Source organism: Bradyrhizobium agreste, from assembly GCF_016031625.1.
GTDB lineage: Bacteria > Pseudomonadota > Alphaproteobacteria > Rhizobiales > Xanthobacteraceae > Bradyrhizobium > Bradyrhizobium agreste.
Genome location: NZ_JACCHP010000005.1, coordinates 216,732 through 242,155, shown reverse-complemented (window position 1 = coordinate 242,155; position 25,424 = coordinate 216,732). Strand labels below are relative to the sequence as shown.

Annotated in this window: 22 protein-coding genes and 1 pseudogene; 16 read left to right on the top strand and 7 right to left on the bottom strand. The window is 64.1% G+C overall.

The window, feature by feature from the left end; translation table 11 throughout:
* Together moaC and HZZ13_RS09625 are read left to right on the top strand one after the other, a co-directional pair.
* Window positions 1-531, top strand: a complete 531-nt coding sequence (moaC, locus tag HZZ13_RS09630) for a cyclic pyranopterin monophosphate synthase MoaC (RefSeq protein ID WP_197959376.1) — start codon at window positions 1-3, stop codon at window positions 529-531.
* A gap of 175 nt (window positions 532-706) precedes the next feature.
* A complete protein-coding gene (locus tag HZZ13_RS09625) occupies window positions 707-3,439 on the top strand; it encodes a bifunctional diguanylate cyclase/phosphodiesterase (RefSeq protein ID WP_197959375.1) in 2,733 nt (910 codons plus the stop codon).
* A gap of 83 nt (window positions 3,440-3,522) precedes the next feature.
* Here the strand turns inward: HZZ13_RS09625 and HZZ13_RS09620 are convergent, their stop codons facing one another.
* Window positions 3,523-4,860 carry a S41 family peptidase gene (locus HZZ13_RS09620; protein ID WP_197959374.1) on the bottom strand — a complete coding sequence of 446 codons (1,338 nt, stop codon included), beginning with the start codon at window positions 4,858-4,860 and terminating at the stop codon, window positions 3,523-3,525.
* A gap of 306 nt (window positions 4,861-5,166) precedes the next feature.
* Between HZZ13_RS09620 and HZZ13_RS09615 the strand changes: the two genes are divergently transcribed.
* The 6 genes from HZZ13_RS09615 to HZZ13_RS09590 all read left to right on the top strand — a co-directional run bounded on the left by HZZ13_RS09615 (window position 5,167) and on the right by HZZ13_RS09590 (window position 10,565).
* Window positions 5,167-6,300, top strand: coding sequence for an alpha-hydroxy acid oxidase (locus HZZ13_RS09615; protein ID WP_197959373.1), 1,134 nt, complete (start codon window positions 5,167-5,169; stop codon window positions 6,298-6,300).
* 28 nt (window positions 6,301-6,328) lie between these two features.
* Window positions 6,329-6,952 carry an HAD family hydrolase gene (locus tag HZZ13_RS09610; RefSeq protein ID WP_197959372.1) on the top strand — a complete coding sequence of 208 codons (624 nt, stop codon included), beginning with the start codon at window positions 6,329-6,331 and terminating at the stop codon, window positions 6,950-6,952.
* Window positions 6,953-7,109: 157 nt separating this feature from the next.
* Window positions 7,110-7,313, top strand: coding sequence for a hypothetical protein (locus tag HZZ13_RS09605; protein WP_197959371.1), 204 nt, complete (start codon window positions 7,110-7,112; stop codon window positions 7,311-7,313).
* 220 nt (window positions 7,314-7,533) lie between these two features.
* Window positions 7,534-8,742 (top strand): molybdopterin molybdotransferase MoeA, encoded by a 1,209-nt coding sequence (locus HZZ13_RS09600; RefSeq protein WP_197959370.1) that lies wholly within the window; start codon window positions 7,534-7,536, stop codon window positions 8,740-8,742.
* A gap of 176 nt (window positions 8,743-8,918) precedes the next feature.
* Window positions 8,919-9,620 (top strand): transcriptional repressor LexA, encoded by a 702-nt coding sequence (gene lexA, locus HZZ13_RS09595; RefSeq protein ID WP_197959369.1) that lies wholly within the window; start codon window positions 8,919-8,921, stop codon window positions 9,618-9,620.
* Window positions 9,621-10,130: 510 nt separating this feature from the next.
* Window positions 10,131-10,565 (top strand): hypothetical protein, encoded by a 435-nt coding sequence (locus HZZ13_RS09590; protein WP_197950186.1) that lies wholly within the window; start codon window positions 10,131-10,133, stop codon window positions 10,563-10,565.
* Window positions 10,566-10,692: 127 nt separating this feature from the next.
* Here the strand turns inward: HZZ13_RS09590 and HZZ13_RS09585 are convergent, their stop codons facing one another.
* Together HZZ13_RS09585 and HZZ13_RS36730 are read right to left on the bottom strand one after the other, a co-directional pair.
* On the bottom strand, window positions 10,693-12,972 hold the full coding sequence (locus tag HZZ13_RS09585) for a ComEC/Rec2 family competence protein (protein WP_197959368.1): 2,280 nt from the start codon (window positions 12,970-12,972) through the stop codon (window positions 10,693-10,695).
* A 96-nt stretch (window positions 12,973-13,068) separates the two neighbouring features.
* A pseudogene (locus HZZ13_RS36730) lies at window positions 13,069-13,237 on the bottom strand (DUF2171 domain-containing protein); the annotation flags it as partial.
* 288 nt (window positions 13,238-13,525) lie between these two features.
* Between HZZ13_RS36730 and HZZ13_RS09580 the strand changes: the two are divergent.
* A complete protein-coding gene (locus HZZ13_RS09580; protein WP_197959367.1) occupies window positions 13,526-14,854 on the top strand; it encodes an MFS transporter in 1,329 nt (442 codons plus the stop codon).
* 140 nt (window positions 14,855-14,994) lie between these two features.
* Here the strand turns inward: HZZ13_RS09580 and HZZ13_RS09575 are convergent, their stop codons facing one another.
* A complete protein-coding gene (locus HZZ13_RS09575) occupies window positions 14,995-15,357 on the bottom strand; it encodes an SPW repeat domain-containing protein (protein ID WP_197959366.1) in 363 nt (120 codons plus the stop codon).
* 241 nt (window positions 15,358-15,598) lie between these two features.
* Here HZZ13_RS09575 and HZZ13_RS09570 point away from each other — a divergent pair, with 241 nt between their 5' ends.
* Window positions 15,599-15,781, top strand: coding sequence for a hypothetical protein (locus tag HZZ13_RS09570; protein ID WP_074120097.1), 183 nt, complete (start codon window positions 15,599-15,601; stop codon window positions 15,779-15,781).
* 160 nt (window positions 15,782-15,941) lie between these two features.
* Complete coding sequence (glnA, locus tag HZZ13_RS09565; protein WP_197959365.1) at window positions 15,942-17,372, top strand: type I glutamate--ammonia ligase; 1,431 nt, start codon at window positions 15,942-15,944, stop codon at window positions 17,370-17,372.
* A gap of 114 nt (window positions 17,373-17,486) precedes the next feature.
* On the opposite strand, the gene HZZ13_RS09560 is transcribed toward glnA, so the two are convergent.
* The gene (locus tag HZZ13_RS09560) at window positions 17,487-17,936 is read right to left on the bottom strand and encodes a YbhB/YbcL family Raf kinase inhibitor-like protein (RefSeq protein ID WP_197959364.1); all 450 of its coding nucleotides are present in this window, start codon (window positions 17,934-17,936) and stop codon (window positions 17,487-17,489) included.
* 118 nt (window positions 17,937-18,054) lie between these two features.
* On the opposite strand from HZZ13_RS09560, the gene HZZ13_RS09555 reads away from it, so the two are divergent.
* The 3 genes from HZZ13_RS09555 to HZZ13_RS09545 are packed head-to-tail and all read left to right on the top strand — an operon-like array spanning window position 18,055 to window position 20,279.
* Complete coding sequence (locus tag HZZ13_RS09555; RefSeq protein ID WP_197959363.1) at window positions 18,055-19,059, top strand: ribonuclease Z; 1,005 nt, start codon at window positions 18,055-18,057, stop codon at window positions 19,057-19,059.
* A 21-nt stretch (window positions 19,060-19,080) separates the two neighbouring features.
* On the top strand, window positions 19,081-19,761 hold the full coding sequence (locus tag HZZ13_RS09550; RefSeq protein ID WP_197959362.1) for a phosphoribosylanthranilate isomerase: 681 nt from the start codon (window positions 19,081-19,083) through the stop codon (window positions 19,759-19,761).
* Window positions 19,762-19,793: 32 nt separating this feature from the next.
* On the top strand, window positions 19,794-20,279 hold the full coding sequence (locus HZZ13_RS09545; protein ID WP_197959361.1) for an adenosine-specific kinase: 486 nt from the start codon (window positions 19,794-19,796) through the stop codon (window positions 20,277-20,279).
* Window positions 20,280-20,320: 41 nt separating this feature from the next.
* On the opposite strand, the gene HZZ13_RS09540 is transcribed toward HZZ13_RS09545, so the two are convergent.
* Together HZZ13_RS09540 and HZZ13_RS09535 are read right to left on the bottom strand one after the other, a co-directional pair.
* Window positions 20,321-20,707 (bottom strand): nuclear transport factor 2 family protein, encoded by a 387-nt coding sequence (locus HZZ13_RS09540; RefSeq protein ID WP_197959360.1) that lies wholly within the window; start codon window positions 20,705-20,707, stop codon window positions 20,321-20,323.
* A gap of 9 nt (window positions 20,708-20,716) precedes the next feature.
* Window positions 20,717-22,393, bottom strand: a complete 1,677-nt coding sequence (locus tag HZZ13_RS09535; protein WP_197959359.1) for a glutamine--tRNA ligase/YqeY domain fusion protein — start codon at window positions 22,391-22,393, stop codon at window positions 20,717-20,719.
* A gap of 155 nt (window positions 22,394-22,548) precedes the next feature.
* On the opposite strand from HZZ13_RS09535, the gene gltX reads away from it, so the two are divergent.
* Window positions 22,549-23,976, top strand: a complete 1,428-nt coding sequence (gene gltX / locus HZZ13_RS09530; protein WP_197959358.1) for a glutamate--tRNA ligase — start codon at window positions 22,549-22,551, stop codon at window positions 23,974-23,976.
* Window positions 23,977-24,122: 146 nt separating this feature from the next.
* Window positions 24,123-25,424: a citrate synthase gene (gene gltA, locus HZZ13_RS09525; protein ID WP_197959357.1), complete on the top strand. Its 1,302-nt coding sequence runs from the start codon at window positions 24,123-24,125 to the stop codon at window positions 25,422-25,424.

The following is a 25,424-nucleotide window of genomic DNA, read 5'->3' as shown; positions in this document are numbered from 1 at the left end:
ATGGCACGCCAGCCAGCGAAGAGGCCAGCCAGGGCGAAGCAGGCCGAGGCCGGCCCCGGCCCCGCCCTCACCCATATCGGCGCCTCCGGCGAGGCGCGGATGGTCGACGTCTCGGACAAGCCCGCGACGGAGCGGCTGGCGGTCGCCGAGGGACGTGTCGTCATGACCAAGACGACGCTCGATTTGATCGTGTCCGGCAACGCCAAGAAAGGCGACGTGCTCGGCACCGCGCGCATCGCCGGCATCATGGCCGCCAAGCGCACCTCGGAGCTGATCCCGCTCTGTCATCCGCTCGCGCTGTCGAAGGTCATTGTCGATATCCTGCCTGACGCCAAGCTGCCGGGCTGCGTGGTACGGGCCAGCGTGAAGGTAACGGGACCGACCGGCGTCGAGATGGAGGCGCTCACGGCGGTGTCGGTCGCCTGCCTCACCATCTACGACATGATCAAGGCAGTCGAGCGCGGCGTGCGCATCGAGGGCATCCATCTCGTCGAAAAGCTCGGCGGAAAATCCGGCCATTACCGCGCCTGAGGCGGGCCTGCGTTAGCACCCCACTTCGCGCCGCACGCATGGATCGCTTTTGCGCGCGAGCATTCACGTCTCGTTAACCGCGCTTCCTAACTTTACCTCCACATCGTCGCCGTAAACCAACGGATGTTCTCAGGCTCATGAATTGATCCTGACGTGTGCGCGGCAACGATCCAGCATGAAGATGAAATTCGGCAGTCGTCTCTTTGACCAGGTCTTCGTGCGCAGCGGACCGATCCGCTGGCTGGTGGTGGGCGGCACACTGCTGATCGCGGCCATCGCCGTAGGCTCGGTCCTGATGGCGCAGAACTTCCGGGAGCGGGCGCTGCGCAATTCGGGCCGCGAGCTGGAGAACACCGTGCTGCTGCTCGCCCATCATTTCGACCAGCAATTGCAGGATTTCGCCGTCATCCAGAAGGATATTGTCGACCACGTCCGCAGCACCGGAATTGCGACCGGAGAGGACTATCGCAAGCGCCTCGCGGGCGAGGACGTGCACCGGATGCTGCGGTCGAAGATCGAGGCGCTGCCCTATATGGGCGGCGTCAACATCATCGATGCCGAAGGCAATCTGATCAATTCGTCGACGGCATGGCCGGCTCCCAAGGTGAACGTCGCCGATCGTGCCTACTTCCGCACCTTCAAGTACGATCCCAAAGCGCCTGACGTCCTGATCGAGCCGCTGCACAGCCGCATCTCCGGTGCATGGACCATTCTGGTGGCCCGGAGGGTCGTCGGGCCACGCGGCGAGTTCCTCGGTGTGGTCGGACGCGGAATCGAGCCCGCCAACTTCGAGAAGTTCTTCGCCTCCGTGGTGCTCGGCGAAGGCGCGACGATCTCGATGCTGCATCGCGACGGAACACTGCTCGCCCGCTATCCGCATTCCGGCGAATTGATGGGACGAAATTTCAAGACCGGTCCGTTGGTGCATCAGAGGGTGTTCGGGCTCGATCATTTCGCCGGCCGCTTCAACAGCCCCATCGACGGTGAGGACCGGCTGATCTCCTCCCGCGCCCTGCCCCACTTCCCGATCCTGGTGATGGCCACCACGACGCGCGCGGCGGCCCTGGCGGACTGGCGCGAGCAGATCGGCATCCTGATCTCGATCGCAGCCTCTTCCGCGCTCGCGATCGCAGGCGTGCTGATTGCGGTCGTGCGCAAGCTGCTGGAGCAGCACCGCCTTTCGCGCGAACGGCTGACGCTGGAGAAGCAGCGGCTCGACCGCGCCGTCAACAACATGACCCAGGGTTTGCTGCTGTTCGACGCGGACCGGCGGCTCGTGGTGTGCAATCAGCGCTATATCGACATGTACGGTCTGTCGGCCGCTGTGGTGACGCCGGGCTGCAGCTTCCGCGACATCGTCGCTCATCGCAAGACGACCGGCTCGTTCACCGGCGACGTCGATCAATATGTCGAACGCGTGCTGCGCGACATTCATGTCCGCAACTCCATGGTGGTCGAAACCGCCGACGGCCGCTCAATCCACATCCTCAACGAACCGCTCGCGGATGGCGGCTGGGTGGCGACCCACGAGGACATCACCGAGCGCCGGCGCATCGAGGAGCGCATCACCCACCTCGCCCACTATGACGCGCTGACGGACCTGCCCAACCGCGCCATGTTCCACGAGCATCTGCGGCAGGAGCTGGCCGCGGCCCGCGACGGCGAGCAGATCGCGGTGCATTACATCGACATCGACGAGTTCAAGGGCGTCAACGACGCGCTCGGCCATCTCGTCGGCGACGAGCTGTTGAAATCGATCGCGACCAACCTCCGCCGCTGTGCGGGCCCGGGAGACTTCGTGGCGCGCCTCGGCGGCGACGAATTCGCCATCGTGCAGGGCGCGGTGACGTCGCTCGATCAGGTCAACGAGCTCGTCGGGCGCATCTTCGAAACCATCCGCACGCCGTTCGACTGCATGGGCCACCATCTCACCAGCGACGCCAGCATCGGTATTGCGCTCGCGCCGGAGCACGGCACGGCGCTGGACCAGATCCTGAAGAACGCGGACATGGCAATGTACGCGGCCAAGTCCGCCGGACGCCGCACCTACCGCTTCTTCGAGCCGGACATGGACGCCAAGGTCCGCGAACGCCGCCAGCTCGAGGGCGACCTGCGCCACGCCATCGCGCAAGGAGGTCGCGAAGGCGGGCTCGAGGTCTATTACCAGCCCTGCCTCGGCCTGAAGGACGACCGCATCACCGGCTGCGAGGCTTTGGTGCGCTGGCGCCATCCCGAGCGCGGCTGGGTCTCGCCGGCCGACTTCATCCCGATCGCCGAAGACACCGGCCTGATCAACGAGATCGGCGAATGGGTGCTGGCGACCGCGTGCCGGGACGCGGCAAGCTGGCCCGACGACATCCGCCTCGCCGTCAACGTCTCGCCGGTGCAGTTCAAGAGCGGCACGCTGGCACTGAAGATCATGGCGGCGCTCGCCGCGTCGAACCTGCCGGCGAGCCGGCTCGAGCTCGAGATCACCGAGGCGGTCCTGATCCGCGACGACGATGCCGCGCTCGCGATCCTGCACCAGCTCCGTGCCATCGGCGTGCGCATCGCGCTCGACGATTTCGGCACCGGCTACTCGTCCCTGAGCTATCTGCACCGTTTCCCGTTCGACAAGATCAAGATCGACCGCTGCTTCGTCGAGGACATCGCCCGCCCCGACGGCTCGGCCAGCATCGTTCAGGCCGTCGTCAACCTGGCCGCCGCCCGCCGCATGACCACGACGGCCGAGGGCGTCGAGACCGAGGAGCAGCAGCGCCTGCTGCGCACGCTCGGCTGCTCCGAGATGCAGGGCTATCTGTTCAGCGCCGCCAAGCCCGCCGACAAGATGCTGGAGCTGTTCGCGCTGCACCGCGGCCGGCGCGGCCGGCGCGAAGGCAGCGAGAGCCGCCGCCGCGAGGTCGGTTAGCTCTTCGAAGCGGCGCTGCAAACGAAATCGCCCGGAAACGGTCATCCGTTCCCGGGCGATCCATCATCTGGAGCTAGTAAGATCTAGTTCGGCACTGCAGCCTTCGTCGCGCGCTTGGCGGCGACGGCATTCGCGGTGACGCCGTGGAGGAAGTCGTAGGCCGCGTGCAGGGCCTTGTCGTCCTTCTCTTCCGGCGGGACGTAGGATTGCGATCCGGTCTGCTCGCCGCCCTCGCCGGCCGACAGATGGCCGCGCATCTGGGATTCCGCCATGGTGTCCATCCGGCCCTTCAGCTCCGGTGGCACGTCCTGGAGGATCTCGATATCGGGCGCGATGCCCTGGGCCTGGATCGAGCGGCCCGACGGCGTGTAGTAGCGCGCCGTGGTCAGCGCCAGCGCGCCATTGCCGGAGCCGAGCGGAATGATGGTCTGAACCGAGCCCTTGCCGAACGATCGCGTGCCGATCAGCGTCGCGCGCTTGTGGTCGTGCAGCGCGCCGGCAACGATCTCCGAGGCCGAGGCCGAGCCGCCGTTGATCAGCACCACGATCGGCTTGCCCTTGGTGAGGTCGCCGCCATGGGCGGTGAAGCGCTGGGTTTCTTCCGGACTGCGGCCGCGGGTCGAAACCACCTCTCCGCGCTGCAGGAAGGCGCTCGACACCGAGACGGCCTGGTCGAGCAGGCCGCCCGGATTGTTGCGCAGATCAACCACGTAGCCGGCGAGCTTCTCCGGCGGGACCTGCTTGGAGACGGAGGCGATCGCCTTCTTCAGGCCGTCGGTGGTCTGTTCGTTGAACGATGTGACGCGGATATAGCCGATGTCGCCGTTCTCGACGTGAAAGCGCACCGGGCGCACATGAATGATCTCGCGCGTGATCGCAACGTCGAGCGGCGCATCCGCGCCCTTGCGGATGATGGTCAGCTTGGTCTTGGTGTCGACCGGTCCCTTCATCTTGTTGACCGCCTGCTCGAGCGTCATGCCCTGTACGGCCTCGCCGTCGATCTTGCTGATGAGGTCGCCGGACATGATGCCGGCTTTCGAAGCGGGCGTGTCGTCGATCGGCGAGACGACCTTGACGAGGCCATCTTCCATCGTGACCTCGATGCCGAGCCCGCCGAACTCGCCGGAGGTGGTCTCCTGCATCTCGGTCCAGGCCTTGGCGTTCATGTAGCGCGAATGCGGGTCGAGCGAGGTCACCATGCCGGTGATCGCCCCCTCGATCAGCTTGGCATTGTCGGGCTTCTCGACATAGCTGGCCTTGACCCGCTCGAACACCGCGCCGAACAGATTGAGCTGGGAATAAGCATCATCCGCGCTCACTGCCGCCCGCGCCGCCCATACGCCGCCCTGCGGGCTGGCTACCAGAAGGGTCAGACACGCTCCGGTGAGCGCGCCCAAGGGGAACAGCAGGGTTTTCCGCATGGATGAGGGTGCCTTTTGCTTGGCGGTTCTCTTGAGGCTGGGAGGCGCCATGCAAATGGCGATCCAGCCCATCTCTCACAATACCATTCTGTTTTCTTCAAGGCCGGGATGCCACCGCCGCCGGGGAGGCCGAAGAAATCCCTTCGCCTTGACCTAAACTTTTGGCAACGTTCCGAAACTGTTTCGAAGCAACACCACACCGGTCGGGCCGGCCACGCTTCGCAGCTATGCGATTTTAGGATGGTTTTGGAGGGCCGGACGCGATAGGCGATGGCGACAAGACTTCAAATTCTCGGGAGGACAACAATGAATGAAGCGCCCCGCATCCGGCCGGAACGGAACGTCGAGCTCGGTGCCAGCGACGAGCCGTTCCAGAACCTGCACGAGTTCATCCGGAAGGCGCGCGCCAACCTCAACCAGAACGCGTGGGACTACATCGTCGGCGCCGCCGAGACCGAGACCACGATGCGGCGCAACCGCATGGCGCTCGACGAGATCGCCTTCCGCCCGCGCGTGCTGCGCGACGTGCGCAGGGTCGATGGCAGTGTCGAGCAGTTCGGCCGCAAGCTGCGTCTGCCGGTGGTGCTGGCTCCCGTCGGCGCACTCGAGATCTTCGATCCGGATGGCGCGGCGAGCGTCGCGCGCGCTGCAGGCAGGTTCGGCGCGGCGCACATGCTGAGCTCGGTGTCCGAGCCCGGCCTCGAGAAGACCGCCGAGGCCGCCCCCGATGCACTGCGTCTCTATCAGCTCTATGTCCGCGGCGACGATGCCTTCGTTGCCGACGTCGTCAGTCGGGCCGAGAGGAACGCTTATGCCGCCTTCTGCCTGACCGTCGATACCGCCCATTACAGCCGTCGCGAACGTGACATCGCCAAGCGCTACGTTCGCGAGAGCCGCCTGCGCGCCACGGGCGGCGATTTCCAGAAGGGCCTGGAGTGGCGGACCGTGAAGATGATCAAGGACAAGTTCAAAATTCCGCTGATCCTCAAGGGCATCGCCACGGCCGAGGATGCGCAGATCGCGCTCGATCACGGCGTCGAGTGGATCTACGTCTCCAACCATGGCGGACGCCAGCTCGACCACGGCCGTGGCGCCATGCACGTGCTGCCGGAGATCGTCGAGGCCGTGAAGGGCCGCGCCAGGATCATGGTCGACGGCGGCTTCTGTCGCGGCACCGATATCGTCAAGGCGATCGCGGCGGGCGCCGACCTCGTCGGCATCGGCCGGCTGCAATGCTGGGCGCTCGCGGCAGCCGGCGAAGCCGGCGTCGCACGGATGTTGGAGCTGCTCGAAGACGAGGTGCTGCGCTGCCTTGGCCTGCTCGGCGCCACCTCATTCGCCGAGATCGACAAATCCTGCCTGCATCCGGCGACCGCCACCAACGCGCCCAGCGTGTTCAGCGCGTTCCCGCTGTTCGACCACGAGCCCTATCGTTACTGACGTGCCATACTGAAGTGAAAAGGACGCAATGACATCGCTCTCTCCCGGCAGCGCGGATGCGCTGCTGTTCGACCTCGGGCGCGTGGTGCTCGACATCGACTTCTCCAAGGCGATCGCCTGCTGGGCGGGACATGCCGGCTGTCAGCCCGAGGCCATCATCGCGCGCTATGTGCGTGACGAGGCCTACCGCCTGCACGAGATGGGCAAGATCAGCGATGCGGACTATTTCGCCTCGCTGCGGTCCTCGCTCGGGATCGGCATCTCGGATGCGCAGTTCCTGGAAGGCTGGAACGCGATCTTCGCCGGTGAGATGCCTGATATCGCCGAGCTGCTGCCGCGCGCGGCGAAGCAGATGCCGCTTTACGCCTTCTCCAACACCAATCGGCCGCACGTCGACTTTTTCTCAAAGGAATATGCCGGTCTGCTCGGCCATTTCCGCGAGCTGTATTTGTCGTCCAGCATCGGCCTGCGCAAACCGGATGCCGAGGCGTTCGACCATGTCGTCGCGGCGATCGGCGTGCCGGCCGAGCGCATCGTGTTCTTCGACGACCTCGCCGAGAACATCGAGGGAGCGCGGGCGCGCGGCTTGACCGCCGTGCATGTCACCTCGCCGCGCGATGTCGGGAACGCATTGAAAGAACTGGGGATCTGAGCCGCGGAAGGCCCGGATCGTGCTCAGTTCCCGGAGCTAAATTTGCTGGAGATGAGGAACCCAATCACTTTGTGCATTTTTATACAGAGTTCCGGGAACGGAATACCGCCTGTCGGACTCATGAGTCCGTTGGGACTTCTACATTGGACTGATCGACGTGCTGGGCAAGACCTATCTCACCAAGCAAGCCTCTCTCCTGCTCGAATTCGCCAGAACCACCTCGGATTCTGACCTCTCCGCCAAGCTGATCAGCAAGGCCGCCGACCTGAAATCCCAGGCGGATCCGCTGCCCGATAAGGATCAGGGCCCCAAGGCGCCCGACGTCGCGGACATCAGTCCGGGCGATCCGACGGAGCGATGACCGATGTTGGCCGTGGCACTCGTCGTTCTCGTCCTTGCCATGGCGATCCTCGTGCCGGTCTGTCTCGCCTTCCGCATCATGCCGCGGCGGAGTTGAGCCGCCCTCCACTCACCGGCGATCACGCAGGCACAAATCATCCTGCGCGCTGCTTTGCCTCACGCCTCCGCTCGGCTAGAACTCTCGCCGTCCATTGACTGATGCGCCCAGCAGGAGTTCGCCCGTGGCCCTGATGCCGGTTTCTGACGCGCTCGCCGCGGTGCTGGCCGGCGCCGAGCCGCTGGCTGAAGAGATGGTTGGCCTCGACGAGGCCTACCATCGTGTGCTCGCCCGCGACGTCGCGGCGCGGCGCACGCAGCCGCCGGAGGCGATGTCGGCGATGGACGGCTATGCCGTGCGCGCGGCCGACGCGGCCATCGATTCCAGGTTGACCATCGTCGGCGAGGTCGCGGCGGGCCGGCCGTTCGCGGGAAGGGTCGGCCCCGGCGAAGCGGTGCGGATCTTCACCGGCGGCGTCGTTCCCGACGGCGCCGATGCCGTCGTGATCCAGGAGGACACGATTGCCGACGGCAAGCATGTCACGATCAAGGAAGCCGCCATTTGCGGCCGGCACATCCGCCCTGCGGGCGTCGACTTCCGCGAAGGCGACGTGCTGCTGCGCAAGGGCATCCGCCTCACCGAGCGCGATCTCGCCCTCGCCGCCGGAATGAACCATCCGCAGCTCGCCGTCATCCGCCGCCCGAAAGTCGCGATTCTCGCCAGCGGCGACGAGCTGGTAATGCCGGGCGCCGCGCCCGGTCCCGGTCAGATCGTCTATTCCAACGGCTATGCCCTGCACGCGCTCGCCCGCAGCGAGGGCGCCGAGACCATCGACCTCGGAATTGCCGCCGATACGCTGGAGGCGACGTCCGCAGGCATCCGCCGCGCACGCGAGAGCGGTGCCGACATCCTGATCACGACCGGAGGTGCGTCGGTCGGCGACCACGATCTGGTCCAGCAGGCGCTCAAGGGCGAAGGCATCGCGATGGCATTCTGGAAGATCGCGATCCGGCCGGGCAAGCCGATGATGCACGGTCGAATAGGGGCAATGCGCGTGATCGGCCTGCCCGGCAATCCCGTGTCGTCATATGTGTGCGCCTTCCTGTTCATGGTGCCCTTGATTCGCGCCCTGACGGGCCGTTCAGCGGTTCATCATCAGCGCGAGCGTGCCGTGCTGGGTCGCGATCTCGGCGCCAACGACCAGCGCGAGGATTATCTGCGTGCTCGGCTGGAGGTGCGCGACGACGGCACGCGCGTCGCCCTTCCCGTCAGCCATCAGGACTCCTCTCTGCTTGCGAATCTCGCTGCGGCACAGGTACTTCTGGTGCGCGCACCGTTCGCACCGAAGGCAGAGGCCGGCACGCCTTGCGAGGTGCTCCGGCTGCCCGTCTGAGCTGCCCGGCCACACGTATTCCGCGAGTTTGGCCTCGTTCACCGTAAATTAAGCAGTTGCGGAACACATATCGAACATATAGTGTCCGTTCATGATTTGTTTCGAGGATGTAGCGGCTTATTGCCGACTTCATCGTCTCGGAATCGAACGACATCAACCGGGGGACTTTGGTCGAGATGTTGACGCGCAAACAATACGAGCTTCTGCGGTTCATCAGCGAACGTCTGAAGGAAAGCGGCGTGCCGCCCTCCTTCGACGAGATGAAGGATGCGCTCGACCTGCGCTCGAAGTCAGGCATCCATCGCCTGATCACGGCGCTCGAGGAGCGCGGCTTCATTCGCCGCCTGCCCAACCGTGCCCGTGCCATCGAGGTGATCAAGCTGCCCGAGCTCCAGGCCGCCGCCGGCAATCGCCGCGGCTTCACCCCGAGCGTGATCGAGGGCAATCTCGGCAAGGTGCGCGCGAGCTCCAGCCCGCCTGCGGACGAGGGCGAGCGCCCCGTCGCGGTGCCCGTGATGGGCCGCATCGCGGCCGGCACGCCGATCGAGGCGCTGCAGACCCGCAGCCACACCATCAGCGTACCGCCGGATATGCTCGGCTCGGGCGAGCACTATGCACTCGAAGTGCGCGGCGATTCGATGGTCGAGGCCGGCATCCTCGACGGCGACATGGCGCTGATCCAGCGCAACGAAACCGCCGATACCGGCGACATCGTGGTGGCCCTGATCGATGACGAGGAAGCCACGCTGAAGCGCTTCCGCCGCCGTGGCGCCTCGATCGCGCTCGAACCCGCCAATGCCGCCTACGAGGTCCGCATTCTTCCGCCGAACCGCGTGAAGATCCAGGGCAAGCTGATCGGGCTTTACCGGAAGTACTGAGCGGTCCTGCGGTCGTTCGACACCTGTTGGAGCGTATCATTTCCGCTCCGGCTGGATGGTTTTTCCGTTCTGCTCAGATTGTCCGGCCCCTGCTCCGGCGCAGCATCCTCGACACGCCACGCGAAGCAACATCGCTTCGCGACCTGAGAGTTCGAGGAGACGCCATTGGCATCGCAAGCCATTGCCACACAAGCGCACCGCCATGTGCGCGAGCAATCGGCGACCAACGAGCATATCCGCAAGGCGCGGAATGCGATCGCACAGCCTCCGAATTCGAGTGGGCAATATTCGGATTGGTCGGCGCCCGCGGGGCGCTGACATGGTGCCTTCAGAATGCACAGACGTCGGCTTTGTTCCTATTGGATTCGGGAAAGATAATGTGATTGCAGCTTGCAAATCGCAGCCGTAGATTTGCCTATAACCAAGCAGAGCGTTGCATACTTCCACTCTGATAGAGGCCTGCGCCTCAGAAGAGGCGCGGGTTGCTATCTTCGCAAGAGGAGCACCCCGATGTGTGACTACAGCCTGCACGCCGTTGCGACCCGCCCCGCACAAGTCGGCGAGACGATCGTCACGACAACCTTCCGCGGCACCTCGACACGCGGCTTCGCCTCCGAAGCCGATCTCTCTGTCGCGGTCTGCCTGCTGCCGGGAACGGAGCTCGCTTTCGCCGACAACGTTCGTTACGACAACCGCTGGATCTGGACGCGCACCGTCAACTCCCGCGTTGGCAAGTTCGGCAAGATCGACCCGCACATTCCCGATCGCCATCACGATGCGATCGAATTTCCCGACGGCAAATACGTGCTGGTGACCCAGCTCGTCGAAGGCCAGCGCGCGACCGTGCTGCAATTGCCGGTGACGCAGCCAGCCCCCGAGCGCGAGCACAAGCCGCAGATCGTCGCCGACACGCGGCCCACGATCACGCGCCTGCCGATCGGCTGACGCCGTTGCCCTCCGGCTGAGAAGTCGAGGGCGAGATTTACATGCCATCGCCGGCCGAGGCCGGCGAGATGGTATGGTTTTGCCTCCCGCGGGAATCCCCCTCGGACCGATTTCCCCTGCATCATCCTCAATCGTCGGCCTGCAAGTCGGCCTCTGATGGCGTTGCGTCCCGGTTGCGGGGCACGGCTGTCTTTGGCACCAGGCTGCCGTCGAAATCCCCCTCGCCGGCGCCGGCAGGCAGCCAGGGACGGCTTGCTCCCCTCGCCCTCACCGCCTGCACCGAAAAACCCTCTCCGCTCCGCATCAAGGCCAGCGCGCCCTGACTGGCAAGACGCGCCCGATCGACCACCATCGCCGCGCAATCGGACGGCGCGGGCCGCGCCGTCACCACCAGCGCGGCGCGGCTGCAATCATCGGCGAGCGTGTCGATGCGCATCGCCAACGCGATCAGCCGTCCATCCGCGAGCGGCGCTACGCAACCGGACTCGTCACACGACACGCCGCTCGCCAATGAGGCGTTGCCGGCATCTCGCGGATCGGCATCGGCGGCCAACCACTCCTTCAGCAGGAAGCCGTCCTTGCCGGCGCGGATCACATGCAAGCGTCCATCCCCGCCCCGGACCGCGACGCTCGCGCCGTCCCCGGCAATCAGGATGTCGGGCTGCCGCACCGACAGCCCCCAGAGGATCGCTGCCAGCAGCACCAGGGCGCCGGACCAGCGCAAAGGCGTGCGCAACAGCCCCATCACGATGAGCCCGAAGCTGGCTGCGATCAGCGGCGCGATGCCGAAGGCGGGAATGCGGCCGACCGCGCCCGGCAGGGCCGCCACCCAGCGCGCGACCTGGACCATCCACTCGATGCCGATCCCCATCAACCACCAGAACACGCCGTCGAGCCCGAAGGGTGCCGCGAGCAGCCCCAACAGCCCGGCCGGCATCACCAGCGCCGAGACCACCGGCATGGCGCCGAGATTGGCGAGCACGCCGTATGGGGTCACGCGATGGAAGTGGAACGCGGCGTATGGCGTGGTCGCGAGCCCCGCGATCAGCGAGGCCAGGAACAGCATCGCGATCTCGCGGCCGCCCCACAGCGCGATCCGCGCTGTCGCCGAATGATCGGGCGATGCGAGCAGGTTCGGCATGCCGATCTGCACCAGCGCCACCAGTCCGAGCGTCGCGGCAAAGGACATCTGGAAGCTCGGATGCACCAACGCCTCCGGCGCGACCGCGAGCACGATCAGCGCCGCCACCGCCAGCGTGCGGAAAGTGATGGCACGGCGGTCGACCATGACGGCGATCAGCACCACCGCCGTCATAAAGAACGAGCGTTGCGTCGCGACCTCCGCGCCCGAGAGCAAGAGGTAGAACGCGGCCGCGACCAGCGCCGCGGCCGCCGACCATTTCTTGATGGCAAAGCCGGCCGCCAACCCCGGGATCAAGGCCAGCAGCGCGCGCACCGCGAAGAAGATGACGCCGGCGACGACCGCCATGTGATAGCCGGAGATCGACAGCACATGGCCGAGCCCCGAGACGAACATGGCATCGTTCACGGGCGCGGTGATCGCATCGCGCCGGCCGGTGAGCAACGCTGTTGCGATCGCGCGGTTGTCGCCTTCGAGTATTGCGCGGATGCGCGCGTCGATCGCGTCGCGCAGGCCCTGCATGAAGGCGGCGTAGCGCAGCCGCAAGCCGCCGGCATCCGGCGGCGTCGATGCCGTGATCGCACCCATCACGAAGCCGGAGGCGCCGATGCCCTGAAAGAACATGTCGCGCGAGAAATCATAGCTGCCGGGGCGCACCGGCGAGATCGGCGGCAACAGCCGCGCTTTCAATTGCACGAAGCTGCCGACCTCGGGCGCCGTGCCCTTGCGCACCGACAGGCGCACGCGCTCGAGCCTGACGTCGCTGCGCTGCGCCTCCATCGCGCTGACGCGCAGCACGAAGCGATCGGTGCGCTCGCGGATGTCGCGCGCTTCGACGAAGCCCGACAGCGACACCGAGTAGAGCGGCTTGGCCAGCACGGGATGAGCGATGCGCGCCGTCTTCCATGTCGCCATGGCAAAGCCGGCGGCGACCGCCGCGAGCATGATGGCGGGCGCAAACAGCCGGCTCCGCCGCAGAAGCACGGCGCCAAAGGCGAGAACGGCCGCCGTCGCGACGACCACCCACAGCACCGGCTCATGATCTGCGGCGAAATAAAGCGCGATGCCGCCGCCGAAGGCGACGGGCACCCAGGGCAACAGCCGGCCAGGCCCGGCCTCGGCGCGCGCCCATTGACGCAGCGTTTCGACGATGGCCGGCCAGACGCCAAAGCCCGCCGGCGCAAAGCCGCCAGCCGGTGCGGCGCGGCCGACCGGCCACGTCCCGGCAACTCCCTGGGAGCGTCCTGGCCGCCCCGGCTCCGCCATACCCCTGCACCCAACGATACACGACGGGTACGCAGGCTACCGGACCGTGCAGCTGTGCGAATAGCGGTACAGATCAGGAACGAGCGGCGGAGCGCCCTACTTTTCCTTCTCCATGGTCACGGCCACCGACGCCTTGCCGGACAGCCTGACCCTGTTGCCTTCGACATCGGCAACGAGCCCCTTGTCGATGAAGTGATTGTGCCCCTTGTGGCTGCCTTCCCCCGCTGTGCTTCTTGATCAGCTTGATGCGATCACCCTCGACGCGGGGGTCAGCCTCGGTTCGGTCGATTGAGCCGAAAGTCTCATAAGAGGCCAGCGCGAGCGGGATTACACTGCTTCTATACCTCCCCGGCAGACGGGCAGGTCGTGATAGCTCGCGGCATCGAAGAGACCGCTGGAGCTTTTTCTCAGGTGACTCGAGCGTCCCTGAGACCAGGCGTTGCGGACGCAACTCGCAATTCTCGCCTGTAGCGTCGCGCACCAAGCGTACTCCGCGAGCGAATGAGCGCTGAAGAGGCGCCCGGAGTAGCGTTTGAATTGATAGGAGCAGCACATGGCAGTTCAAGTACCGAGCGATTTTCGCCGCGTGATTGTTGCCGCGTCGGTTGGAAACGTCATCGAATGGTATGATTTCTATATCTTTGGCAGCCTGGCCGCAGTTCTGTCGGTCAAGTTCTTTGAGCCGTCCCACCCGGTTGCGGCTCTCCTCAGCACGATCGCGCTGTTCACTGCAGGGTTCCTGATCCGTCCGTTGGGAGCTTTCCTCTTTGGATGGATGGGCGATCGGGTCGGGCGAAAATATACCTTCCTCATCACACTGAGCGGAATGGGACTGGGTACGGGGGCAATCGGGTTGATCCCGACCTACCAATCCATCGGTCTCACGGCGGCGTTCCTTCTATTCGGCCTGCGCATGATCCAGGGTCTGTGCCTGGGCGGCGAATATGGCGGCGCCATCACATATGTCGCGGAGCATGTGCCGGATGACAAGCGCGGCTACTACACGGGCTGGCTGCAGACTTCTCCGACTCTCGGGATCGTGGTGTCACTCGCGGTGATCATCCTGACACGGACCTGGTTCGGCAACCAGGCCTTCGACGAATGGGCTTGGCGCGTTCCGTTCCTGGTGTCCTTCCTGTTGGTAGCCATCGCGATCTACATTCGACTCCAGCTCCAGGAGACGCCGATCTTCCAGGAGATCAGGGCCCGTGGCCAGATGACGAGGAATCCCTGGAAGGAGGCATTCCTCAGCGCGAACGTCAAATTCATCGGGATCGCAATCGTGGTCCTGATTGGACAGGGCGTGGTCTGGTACAGCGGTCAGTTCTGGGCGCTGTACTTCCTTCAGCAGGTCTCCAAGGTCGACCCGCTGACCTCCGCCTACATCGTGGGAGCAGCGCTGTTGATTGCCACACCGAGCCTGATTTTCTTCGGCTGGCTGTCGGATCAGATCGGCCGCAAGCCGGTCATCCTGGGCGGCATGCTGCTCGCCGCGATCACGTACTATCCGCTGTATCTATGGCTGGGAGCGGTCACGCAGCCCGGCAACATCAACTATCCGACCGCGATCTTCATCATCTTCATCCTCGTTTGCTACGTTGGGATGGTCTACGGGCCGGTCGGCGCGTTCCTGGCGGAATTCTTTCCGGGCAGGATCAGGTACACGTCGGTTTCGGTGCCGTACCACATCGGCAATGGCTGGGGTGGCGGACTGGTGCCGTTCATCACGTCGGCGGCATTCGCGGCGACCGGGAGCATCGGCTACGCGTTGATCTATCCGATCGCGGTCCCCGCGGTATGCTTCCTGCTCGCGCTGTTCCTGATGCCGGAGACGCGCAAGATCAGCATCTGGCAGCCGATCGAGCCGAGGGCAGCATCGTGATGGGTTGATCCTGGTGCAGGACCGCGGGGCCCTGCACCGGCGTTCGCGTCGAGGCGTCGGCAACGCGCCCGAGCGAGCCGATCTCGAACTCCCGACCGCCAGCAAATGGCGGTCGGCGAGCGCCAGACTAGCACCTCTTTTCAGCCGGCCAGGCGATGCCAGCGATCGTGCCACCAGGTGCTGAAATCGCGATCGGTCATCAACTCCCAGCCAGCGAGCAGGATCACCAGTATACCGGACAGCACGCTGCTCACCGTGGCCGATACCGGCTCATAGCCAAAGGTCCAAGGTGCCAGTAGCAGAGCCAGGCCCAGCAGCATTTCTCCCCATTCTTCCAGATAGGACGGGATGACAAATGCCTCGATGGCAAACAGCACGACACCGAGCCCGAGCGCGATGGAGACCCAGACAGGCGCCCCGGACCAGCCCAGGATAAAGGAAGAAAGGACCAGCCAAAGGCCCACGAGCAGGCTTGCAGCGTCTTGCCAATGTTGGATGCGCATGATGCTCACCTCCCTTCTTCCGGTTAGATGGTGACGCAACTGCGAAAATGCATCCCTCCGACCTGCGCCGTGTCGCCGCGACTGGAGCCGCATCCAAATCCTCGCGGCCCATGCCCCGGAAAGAGCCCTTGCGAGTGCCTGCACCAGGATGCAGACTAGCCGCGCTTGATAGGTGTCGACGTCTATCGTCCCGGGCCGCACGTCATTCGTATTGCGCCGAGGACAAGAGGGAGGTGACGCCATGCGAGAAATCGAAATCCACGACTATGCTCGGCAGTTGCTGGAAGCACATGGCCCCAAGGCCATTGCGGAAGCCGCCCAGAATGCCATCGAGCTCGAGTCGAAGGGCGAGCTTGAGCTCGCCAAGACCTGGCGGCATATCGAAGACGCCATGAAGCTGATGCGAGGGCCTCACCAAAGCTGAAGCAGCTGGCGTGCCGCTGACTGCAAATGCCGCCAAGCCGGATTGAGGCTGGAGGGGCGGCAACGGAGTATGGACCATAATCCGTCGCAAGCCGTTCGGCTGCGGCTGAACGGCAACGCGACCCGCAAGACGCGCATCTCAATGATGCAGGGAGCGAGCCATGTTTCCAAAATGTGCGACGGCGGAAGATCTCGTGAAGGCGATCAAGGACGACAAGATCGAGATGATCGATCTGCGGTTCACTGACCTGCCGGGGGTATGGCAACATTTTTCCGTCCCGCCGAGCGCGGTGAGCATCGATGCGCTCGAGGAGGGCGTCGGGTTCGACGGCTCATCGATCCGCGGCTTCCAGGAGATTCAGGAGAGCGACATGCTGGTCGTCGCCGATCCGACGACGGCCTTCCTCGACCCCTATAGCCCAGCAAAGACGCTGGTCCTCATCTGCAACATCCGCGACCCCGTGACCGGCCAATCCTATAGCCGCGATCCGCGCCATATCGCTCAGAAGGCTGAAACCTATCTCAAGGGTACTGGTCGCGCCGATACGAGTTACTTCGGCCCGGAAGCGGAATTTTTCGTCTTCGACGAGGTGCGCTACGGTCAGGGCATCAATTACGCCATGCATGAGATCGATTCCAGCGAAGGCAGCTGGAACACCGGCGCCGAGGAGGGGCCGAATCTGGGGCACAAGCCGCGCCCCAAGGAGGGGTATTTTCCCGTTCCTCCGACCGACAGCATGCAGGCGCTGCGCACCGAAATGGTGCTGACGATGGAATCTCTGGGAATCCAGATCGAAGCCCATCACCATGAGGTCGCGACCGGCGGCCAGAACGAGATCGACATGCGCTTCACCACGCTGACCCGCATGGCCGACAATTTGATGATCTACAAATACGTGGTGAAGAATACCGCGCATCAGCATGGCAAGACCGCGACCTTCATGCCGAAGCCGCTGTTCGAGGACAACGCTTCGGGCATGCACGTTCACCAGTCGCTCTGGAAGGGCGAGACCAATTTGTTCTACGATAAGGGCGACTACGCCGAGCTGAGCCAGCTCGCGCGCTACTATATCGGCGGGCTCTTGAGCCACGCCTGGGCGTTGTGCGGGCTCTGCGCCCCCACCACGAACTCCTACCGGCGCCTCGTGCCGGGTTATGAAGCTCCGATCAACCTCGTCTACTCCCAGCGCAATCGCTCCGCCTGCTGCCGGATTCCGATGTATTCGCCGAATCCGCGCGCAAAGCGCGTCGAGTTTCGTTCACCCGATCCCTCCTGCAATCCCTACCTGGCCTTCGCTGCAATGCTGATGGCCGGCCTCGACGGTATCGACAAGCAGATCGACCCTGGCAGCCCGATCGACAAGAATCTCTACGACCTCCCGCCTGCGGAGGCGAAGGAGGTGAAGTCCACGCCGGGATCGCTGGACCAGGCGCTCGACGCGCTCGAGCGCGACCACGCATTCATGCTACGCGGGGACGTCTTCACCACTGACGTGATCGAAACCTGGCTCGACTACAAGCGCAAGAAGGAGGTCGACCCGATCCGGCTGCGACCGCATCCTTACGAGTTCCATTTGTATTACGACATCTAGAGCATGATCCGGAAAAGTGCGTGGCGGTTTTCCGAAGAGATCATGCTCAAACAATAACCTAAAGTGCGATGACGATTGATCCCGATCGCATCGCTCTTTAGGGCATTCTTTCGCCTACCTCTCGTACCAACCGACGAGGGTCGCCTCCGCGATCACGTGCTTGCGCGCCTCTCGCTCGATGTCGGCGCAGGATGCATTGGCCTTTGTCGGCAGGCCCTCCATCGAGAGGGCAAGCAGTCGGAAATGATAGTGATGAGGCCCATGGCCATGCGGCGGACACGGGCCGCCATAGCCCACCTTCCGAAAATCGTTGACGGCTTGCTTCATTCTGGCGTTCTGCGCGGCGTTGATCGCAAATTCCGTGACCGCCGGCGGAATGTCGTAGACTGCCCAATGATGCCATTTGCCGGCGGGCGCATCGGGATCGTCGCAGAGCAGGACGAGACTCCGCGTCCCCTCCGGCGCGTCGCTCCATTGCAGAGGTGGCGAAAGATTTTCGCCATCACAGGTAAACCGTCGCGGAATTGCGGCACCATCGGCGAAGGCGCTTGAAACGAGTTTCATGGCTCTCTCCTCGATCCGATTGATGTATTCTAGCTCGATCCTGCCCGGTGCGGAATCCATCCCCGTCCCCTAAGATGAGGGGAGATGCATTTGGAACTGTTGCAGCAGAATTGTTGTCATGCGACCGCTTTTCCATCCTAGCCTGGTCAACGGTCGCTACGGCGATCCGACGGTCTATGTCGAGACACTGTTCGAGAAGCGAAGCCTGCTGTTCGATATCGGAGAGATTGCTTCATTGGCGCCACGGAAGATCCGACGCGTCGATCAGGTCTTTGTCTCGCATGCGCATATCGATCATTTCGTTGGCTTCGACCATCTGCTGCGTTTGCTCGTCGGGCACGAGAAATCGGTACAGCTGTTCGGTCCGCCCGGCTTGGCCGAGCACGTCTTTCACAAGCTTCAGGCCTATCGCTGGAACCTGGTCGAAAACTATCCCTGCGATCTTGTTTTCGACGTCAGCGAACTTGGAGCGCAAGATTCCATCTCCACCACGCGGTTCCGGCTGCGGAAAGGCTTCGCGGCAGAGCCATCCGCCTCTCGCAAGACCACTGCGGGCGTACTCTGCGATGAACCGACCCATCGCGTGTCAGCCGCGATCCTTGAGCATGGCACGCCCTGCCTCGGTTTTGCGCTGCAGGAAGCGGCCCATGTCAACGTATGGAAGAATAGGCTGGCGGAGCGTGGACTGCCCGTCGGTTCCTGGTTGCTGTCGCTAAAGAAGGCCGTCGTCGAGCGTCGCGCGGAAGATCATTTGATCCGTATCGAAGAAGCGGCCAAGTCGGATCGCCTCGTGCCACTCTCAAGCCTGCGCGATCTTGTGACGGTCACTGCCGGCCAGAAAATCGCCTATGTGACCGATGTTGCCGACACGCCGGCCAATCGTGCCGCCATCGTGGCGCTGATTCAGAATGCAGACATCCTCTTCATCGAGGCGGCGTTTGCGGACGCGGACGCCACAATAGCGAAGCAGCGGGCTCATCTTACCACCACGGCTGCCGGAGAAGTTGCACGGGAAGCCAATGTCCGCCGCGTCGAGCCCTTTCATTTCTCTCCGCGCTATGGGGGAGAGCAGGAGCGGATGCTGGCCGAGGTGATGGCGGCGTTCGGGGCCCCTCGCGCCTGAGACTCGGAGAGGTGACGCCCGATGTTGACCCAGATCTATGAAATCTCCACCCCCGAAGAGGCGTCAGCACTTTCGGCCATTGGCGTCGATCATATCGGCGTGCTCGTCGGAGACGGCCAATTTCCGCGCGAACTGCCGATCTCGGCGGCTTCCAGGATCGGCGCGGCAATTGTACCGCCATCGAAATTCTCGGCACTGTTTCTGACCCGGGATCTTTCCTTGATTGCGTCTTGGGCGCGCGAGCTCAACCCCGCAATCGTCCATTTGGGAGCCAGCGCCGAACTGCTTTCCCCGCAAGATGTTGCTTCGCTCAAACGCATGTTGCCCGGGATCGTCGTGATGAGAAGCATACCGGTGTTCTCCGAGGAAAGCGTCGCGATTGCCGAGAGCTACGTCGGCATTGCAGACTTTCTGCTGCTCGACAGTTATCGATCCACCGACAAGCAGATCGGCGCGCTCGGCGTGACGCATGATTGGAATATCAGTCGCCGCATCGTGGACGTTGTCCGTATTCCGGTCGTCCTCGCAGGCGGCCTCGGACCGGACAACGTCGCAGGAGCGATCCAAGCTGTCCGCCCGGCAGGCGTCGACTCCAAGACGAAGACGGATCAGGACGGTTCGCACGCCAAGGACCTGGAGCGAGTCCGCCGGTTCCACGAAGCGGCTCGGGCGGCGGCTGACAATCGCTTTCCGTCGGCCTAACATGAATCGTCCTCTCCTGGAGGAGCGCGGCCATGGAACTCACCGTCGTACCCATCGTCAAGCCGGACGCGGCCAACTTCATCTTCGGTCAGTCGCATTTCATCAAGACCGTGGAAGACCTCCACGAGGCGCTCGTTGGCACGGTTCCGGGCATCCGCTTCGGGATCGCCTTCTGCGAAGCCTCCGGCAAGCGGCTGGTGCGCTGGTCGGGCAATGACGAAGCGGCCCTCACCCACGCCCGCAACAACGCATTGGCCATCGGCGCCGGCCACACTTTTCTGATCTTTCTGGGCGACGGCTTCTTTCCGGTCAACGTCCTGGTTGCCGTGCGCTCGGTGCCGGAGGTCTGCCGCATCTACTGCGCGACGGCCAACGCCACGCAGGTGATCGTCGCGCAAACCGAGCTCGGCCGTGGCGTGCTCGGCATAGTGGATGGCGCCTCACCGCTGGGTATCGAGACCGACGCCGACATTGCGTGGCGGAAGGACCTCCTGAGAAAGATCGGCTACAAGCTGTAGCGACCGGATGAAAGCGGATGCGATGAAGTACGCCTCCGGCGCTAGATCAGCGGCGCCTTGGCCGAAGCATGGTGATTGACGATCCTCCAGTCGTCTTCCTCGCGGATGATGACCCAGCTCATCTTCACGACGAGATCGTCCCGCTCGCCGGCGAGATCGAACGTGATGGTCGCGGCCATGTTGATCAGGTCAGGGCCGGCCTGCGCGGCGTTCACCTCGGAGAAGGTCGCGCTCGGCCTTCGCCAGCGTGGCAGGCCATTGAAATAGTCGGCGACGCCATCTCGGCCGCGATAAAGCTTCGGGTTGGAGCCGAAGAAGAACGCGTTCCTCGCATAGAGCGATGACAGCGCGGCCGCATCGAGCGTCGCGAAGCCGGCGCACCATTTCGCGATGATGGCGGAAACGATGGCGTCGGCTTCGCTGCTCATGCCCTCGCCTCAGCCTTTCGCGACTTCCTTCGCGAAAGTATCGCGCAGGCCGATGGTGCGCGAGAACACCGGCTTGTCCGGCGTCGAGTCCTTGTCGCGCACGAAATAGCCCTGGCGCTCGAACTGCATCGGGTCGGTCGAATTGCTCTCCGCAACTGACGCCTCGACCCGCGCATCGGCGAGGATCTCCAGCGAGTTCGGGTTGAGATCGGCCGCGAAATTCGAAGCATCCGGGCTCGGATTGGCGAACAGCTGGTTGTAGATGCGGATCTCCGCCGGCTTGGAGGCCGCCGCCGGCAGCCAGTGCATGGTGGCCTTGACCTTGCGACCGTCGGGCGCATTGCCGCCCTTGGTCGCGGGATCATAGGTGCAGCGCAGCTCCACCACTTCGCCCTTGTCGTTCTTGATCACGCCCGTGCACTTGACGAAATAGGCGTAACGCAGCCGCACCTCGTTGCCCGGCGACAGGCGGAAGAACTTCTTCGGCGGGTTCTCCATGAAATCGTCCTGCTCGATATAGAGCTCGCGGCCGAACGTGATTTTCCGCGTACCGGCCGATGCATCGTCCGGATGATTGATCGCCTCGAGCTCCTCGGTCTGCCCTTCCGGATAATTCTCGATCACGACCTTGAGCGGCCTCAAGACCGCCATGCGCCGCTGCGCCGTGCGGTTCAGCTCCTCGCGGATGCAGAATTCCAGCATGCCGACATCGACGACGCTGTTGGCTTTGGCGACGCCGATGCGCTTGACGAACTCGCGCAGGGCCGCCGGCGGCACGCCGCGGCGGCGCATGCCGGCCATGGTCGGCATGCGCGGATCGTCCCAGCCCGCGACATGGCCGTCGCGGACGAGCTGGGTCAGCACCCGCTTGGACAGCAGCGTGTAGGTCAGGTTGAGCCGCGCGAATTCATACTGGTGCGGTTGCGACGGCACCGGCAGCTTCTCGATGAACCAGTCGTAGAGCGGCCGGTGGTCCTCGAACTCCAGCGTGCAGATCGAGTGCGTGATGCCTTCGATTGCGTCCGACTGGCCGTGGGCATAGTCGTAGCTCGGATAGATGCACCATGCGTTGCCGGTGCGCGGATGATGCGCATGCAGGATGCGGTACAGCACGGGATCGCGCAGGTTGATGTTGCCCGCGGCCATGTCGATCTTGGCCCGCAGCACGCGTGCGCCGTTGGGGAATTCGCCGGCCTTCATGCGGCGGAACAGGTCGAGGTTCTCCTCCACGCTGCGGTCGCGGAACGGCGAGTTCTTGCCGGGCTCGGTCAGCGTGCCGCGCGAGGTGCGGATCTCCTCCTGGGTCTGGTCGTCGACATAGGCGAGGCCGTCGCGGATCAGCTTCTCCGCCCATTCGTAGAGCTGGTCGAAATAGTCCGAAGCGAAGAACAGGTTCTTGCCCCAGTCGAAGCCGAGCCAGCGCACGTCGGCCTGGATGGAATCGATATATTCCTGCTCTTCCTTGACCGGGTTGGTGTCGTCGAAGCGCAAGTGGCAGCGGCCGGGAAACTCCTGGGCGATGCCGAAGTTGAGTGCGATCGCCTTGGCGTGGCCGATGTGCAAATAGCCGTTCGGCTCCGGCGGGAACCGGGTCACGATCTCCTTGTACTTGCCCTGGTCGAGGTCGGCCTGGATGATGTCACGAATGAAATCGCGCCCAACCTCAGCTGCCACCGGTTCTGTCATTACGAAAATCCTGTAGGGAAATCAGCGGTTCTTCTGCCAAATTCGCGTGGCCGCGCCAAGAGCTTAAGCAAGGCCTGTCAGGTCCGCCGTCGCCCTTTAGTTATGTCCCGTTCCTGCTATACACCACCGCCTCCAATGCATAGGCCCTGCCAAGAATGTCCGATTCCGTCGTCACGCGCTTTGCTCCCTCGCCGACCGGCTTCCTCCATATCGGGGGCGCCCGCACGGCGCTGTTCAACTGGCTTTACGCCAAGAAGCACGGCGGCAAGATGCTGCTCCGGATCGAGGACACCGACCGGGAGCGTTCCACGGAAGCCGCTATCGGCGCCATCCTTGATGGGCTGAAGTGGCTGGAGCTCGGCTGGGACGGCGAGGTCATCTACCAGTTCGCCCGCGCCGCCCGCCACCGCGAGGTCGCCGAGCAGCTGCTGGCCGACGGCAAGGCCTACCGTTGCTACGCCACCGCCGAGGAGCTCGCCGCCATGCGCGAGAAGGCGCGCAGCGAGGGGCGCACCCGCCTCTATGACGGCATGTGGCGCGACCGCGACCCGGCGACGGCTCCGGGCGACGTCAAGCCCACCATCCGCCTGCGCGCGCCGCAGACCGGCGAGACCGTGATCGAGGACCAGGTCCAGGGCCGCGTGGTCTGGCAGAACGAGAACCTCGACGATCTCGTCCTGCTGCGGGGCGATGGCAACCCGACCTACATGCTCGCCGTGGTGGTCGACGACCACGATATGGGCGTCACCCACGTGATCCGCGGCGACGACCATTTGATCAACGCCGCCCGCCAGAAGCAGATCTACGATGCGATGGGCTGGGCGCTGCCGAGCATGTCCCACATCCCCCTGATCCACGGCCCGGACGGCTCGAAACTGTCCAAGCGGCACGGCGCACTCGGCGTCGATGCCTACCGCGCCATGGGCTACCTCCCGGCGGCGCTGCGCAACTACCTCGTCCGGCTCGGCTGGAGCCATGGCGACCAGGAGATCTTCTCGACCGAGGAGATGATCGAAGCGTTCGATCTCGCCAGCGTCGGCCGCGCCGCCGCCCGCTTCGATTTTGCCAAGCTGGAAAACCTCAACGGCCACTACATCCGCCAGGCCGACGATCAATCGCTCGTGAGGATGTTCGAGGACGTGCTCGACCACATCGTGCCGAGCCGCGACGAGATTAAGGCCAAGTTGAACGACACCACGCGCGCGCAGCTGCTCAAGGCCATGCCGGCCCTGAAGGAGCGCGCCAAGACGTTGATCGAGCTGATCGACGGCGCCCATTTCATCTTCGCCGACCGGCCGCTGGCGCCCGATCCCAAGGCGCAGGCGCTGCTGACGCCCGAAAACCGCAAGCTGATCGGCCAGCTACATTCCGCGCTGGAGAAAGTCGAGACGTGGAGCGGCGCCACCACCGAGGCCGCGCTGCGCGCCTTTGCCGAGGAAAATAGTCTCAAGCTCGGCGCGGTCGCCCAGCCGCTTAGGGCGGCGCTCACCGGACGGACGACGTCGCCTGGTATATTTGAGGTTTTGGACGTCCTCGGACGCCAGGAGAGCCTCGCCCGGCTCGAGGACCAGTCTACGACGTAAGTCGAGCATGCGAGTGGCCATCTTGCAGCGCACATAGCAATAATATACCCATCTCCCCCGTACATTCTGGAACATCCGGCCTGCCCCATTTTCTCCCTTGGGGGACTCCGGCTCCGGCCCGTTTCACCACACATCGGGGACCTCTGATGGACGCAAAAGAAAGCCCAAAGACCGCGACGCTGACGGTCGGAAACAAGAATTTCGATCTCCCGATCCTCAGCGGCAGCGTCGGGCCTGACGTCATCGATATCGGCAAGCTCTATGGCCAGTCCGGCCTGTTCACCTACGATCCGGGCTTCACCTCGACCGCGAGCTGCCAGTCCAAGATCACCTATATCGACGGCGACGCCGGCGTGCTGGAATACCGCGGCTATCCGATCGAGCAGCTCGCCGAGCACGGCGACTTCCTGGAGACCTGCTACCTTCTGCTCTACGGGAACCTGCCGACCGCCGCGCAGAAGAAGGATTTCGACTATCGCGTAACCCATCACACGATGGTGCACGAGCAGATGGCCCGCTTCTTCCAGGGCTTCCGCCGCGACGCTCATCCGATGGCGATCATGGTTGCGGCCGTCGGCGCGCTCGCCGCGTTCTATCACGACTCCACCGACATCAACGATCCGAAGCAGCGCATGATCGCCTCCATGCGCATGATCGCGAAGATCCCGACGCTGGCTGCGATGGCCTACAAGTACACCGTCGGCCAGCCCTTCGTGTATCCGAAGAACTCGCTCGGCTTTGCCGAGAACTTCCTGAACATGTGCTTTGCGGTGCCCTGCGAGGACTACAAGATCAGCCCGGTGCTCGCCGACGCGCTGGAGAAGATCTTCATCCTGCACGCCGACCACGAGCAGAACGCCTCGACCTCGACGGTGCGCATCGCCGGCTCCTCGGGCGCCAACCCGTTCGCCTGCATCGCAGCCGGCATCGCCTGCCTCTGGGGCCCGGCCCACGGCGGCGCCAACGAGGCCGCGCTGAACATGCTCTATCAGATCGGCACGGTCGACAAGATCCCCGAGTTCATCGCCAAGGTGAAGGACAAGAACTCTGAAGTCCGCCTGATGGGCTTCGGCCACCGGGTCTACAAGAACTACGATCCGCGCGCCAAGATCATGCAGAAGATGTGTCACGCCGTGCTCAAGGAGACCGGCCATGGCGACGATCCGATGCTGAAGGTGGCGATGGAGCTCGAGAAGATCGCGCTCAGCGACCAGTACTTCATCGAGCGCAAGCTCTACCCGAACGTCGACTTCTATTCGGGCATCACGCTGAAGGCGATGGGCTTCCCGGTCTCGATGTTCACCGTGCTGTTCGCAGTCGCCCGCACCGTCGGCTGGATCAGCCAGTGGAGCGAGATGATCGAGGATCCGCATCAGAAGATCGGCCGTCCGCGCCAGCTCTACACCGGTGTCGCCAAGCGCGACTACGTGCCGATCGACAAGCGCTGA

Coding starts and splice junctions, on each gene's coding strand:
- moaC (WP_197959376.1), top strand. CDS start 1: ATGGCACGCCAGCCAGCGAAGAGGCCAGCCAGGGCGAAGCAGGCCGAG.
- HZZ13_RS09625 (WP_197959375.1), top strand. CDS start 707: ATGAAGATGAAATTCGGCAGTCGTCTCTTTGACCAGGTCTTCGTGCGC.
- HZZ13_RS09620 (WP_197959374.1), bottom strand. CDS start 4,860: ATGCGGAAAACCCTGCTGTTCCCCTTGGGCGCGCTCACCGGAGCGTGT.
- HZZ13_RS09615 (WP_197959373.1), top strand. CDS start 5,167: ATGAATGAAGCGCCCCGCATCCGGCCGGAACGGAACGTCGAGCTCGGT.
- HZZ13_RS09610 (WP_197959372.1), top strand. CDS start 6,329: ATGACATCGCTCTCTCCCGGCAGCGCGGATGCGCTGCTGTTCGACCTC.
- lexA (WP_197959369.1), top strand. CDS start 8,919: ATGTTGACGCGCAAACAATACGAGCTTCTGCGGTTCATCAGCGAACGT.
- HZZ13_RS09590 (WP_197950186.1), top strand. CDS start 10,131: ATGTGTGACTACAGCCTGCACGCCGTTGCGACCCGCCCCGCACAAGTC.
- HZZ13_RS09585 (WP_197959368.1), bottom strand. CDS start 12,972: ATGGCGGAGCCGGGGCGGCCAGGACGCTCCCAGGGAGTTGCCGGGACG.
- HZZ13_RS09580 (WP_197959367.1), top strand. CDS start 13,526: ATGGCAGTTCAAGTACCGAGCGATTTTCGCCGCGTGATTGTTGCCGCG.
- HZZ13_RS09575 (WP_197959366.1), bottom strand. CDS start 15,357: ATGCGCATCCAACATTGGCAAGACGCTGCAAGCCTGCTCGTGGGCCTT.
- HZZ13_RS09570 (WP_074120097.1), top strand. CDS start 15,599: ATGCGAGAAATCGAAATCCACGACTATGCTCGGCAGTTGCTGGAAGCA.
- glnA (WP_197959365.1), top strand. CDS start 15,942: ATGTTTCCAAAATGTGCGACGGCGGAAGATCTCGTGAAGGCGATCAAG.
- HZZ13_RS09560 (WP_197959364.1), bottom strand. CDS start 17,936: ATGAAACTCGTTTCAAGCGCCTTCGCCGATGGTGCCGCAATTCCGCGA.
- HZZ13_RS09555 (WP_197959363.1), top strand. CDS start 18,055: ATGCGACCGCTTTTCCATCCTAGCCTGGTCAACGGTCGCTACGGCGAT.
- HZZ13_RS09550 (WP_197959362.1), top strand. CDS start 19,081: ATGTTGACCCAGATCTATGAAATCTCCACCCCCGAAGAGGCGTCAGCA.
- HZZ13_RS09545 (WP_197959361.1), top strand. CDS start 19,794: ATGGAACTCACCGTCGTACCCATCGTCAAGCCGGACGCGGCCAACTTC.
- HZZ13_RS09540 (WP_197959360.1), bottom strand. CDS start 20,707: ATGAGCAGCGAAGCCGACGCCATCGTTTCCGCCATCATCGCGAAATGG.
- HZZ13_RS09535 (WP_197959359.1), bottom strand. CDS start 22,393: ATGACAGAACCGGTGGCAGCTGAGGTTGGGCGCGATTTCATTCGTGAC.
- gltX (WP_197959358.1), top strand. CDS start 22,549: ATGTCCGATTCCGTCGTCACGCGCTTTGCTCCCTCGCCGACCGGCTTC.
- gltA (WP_197959357.1), top strand. CDS start 24,123: ATGGACGCAAAAGAAAGCCCAAAGACCGCGACGCTGACGGTCGGAAAC.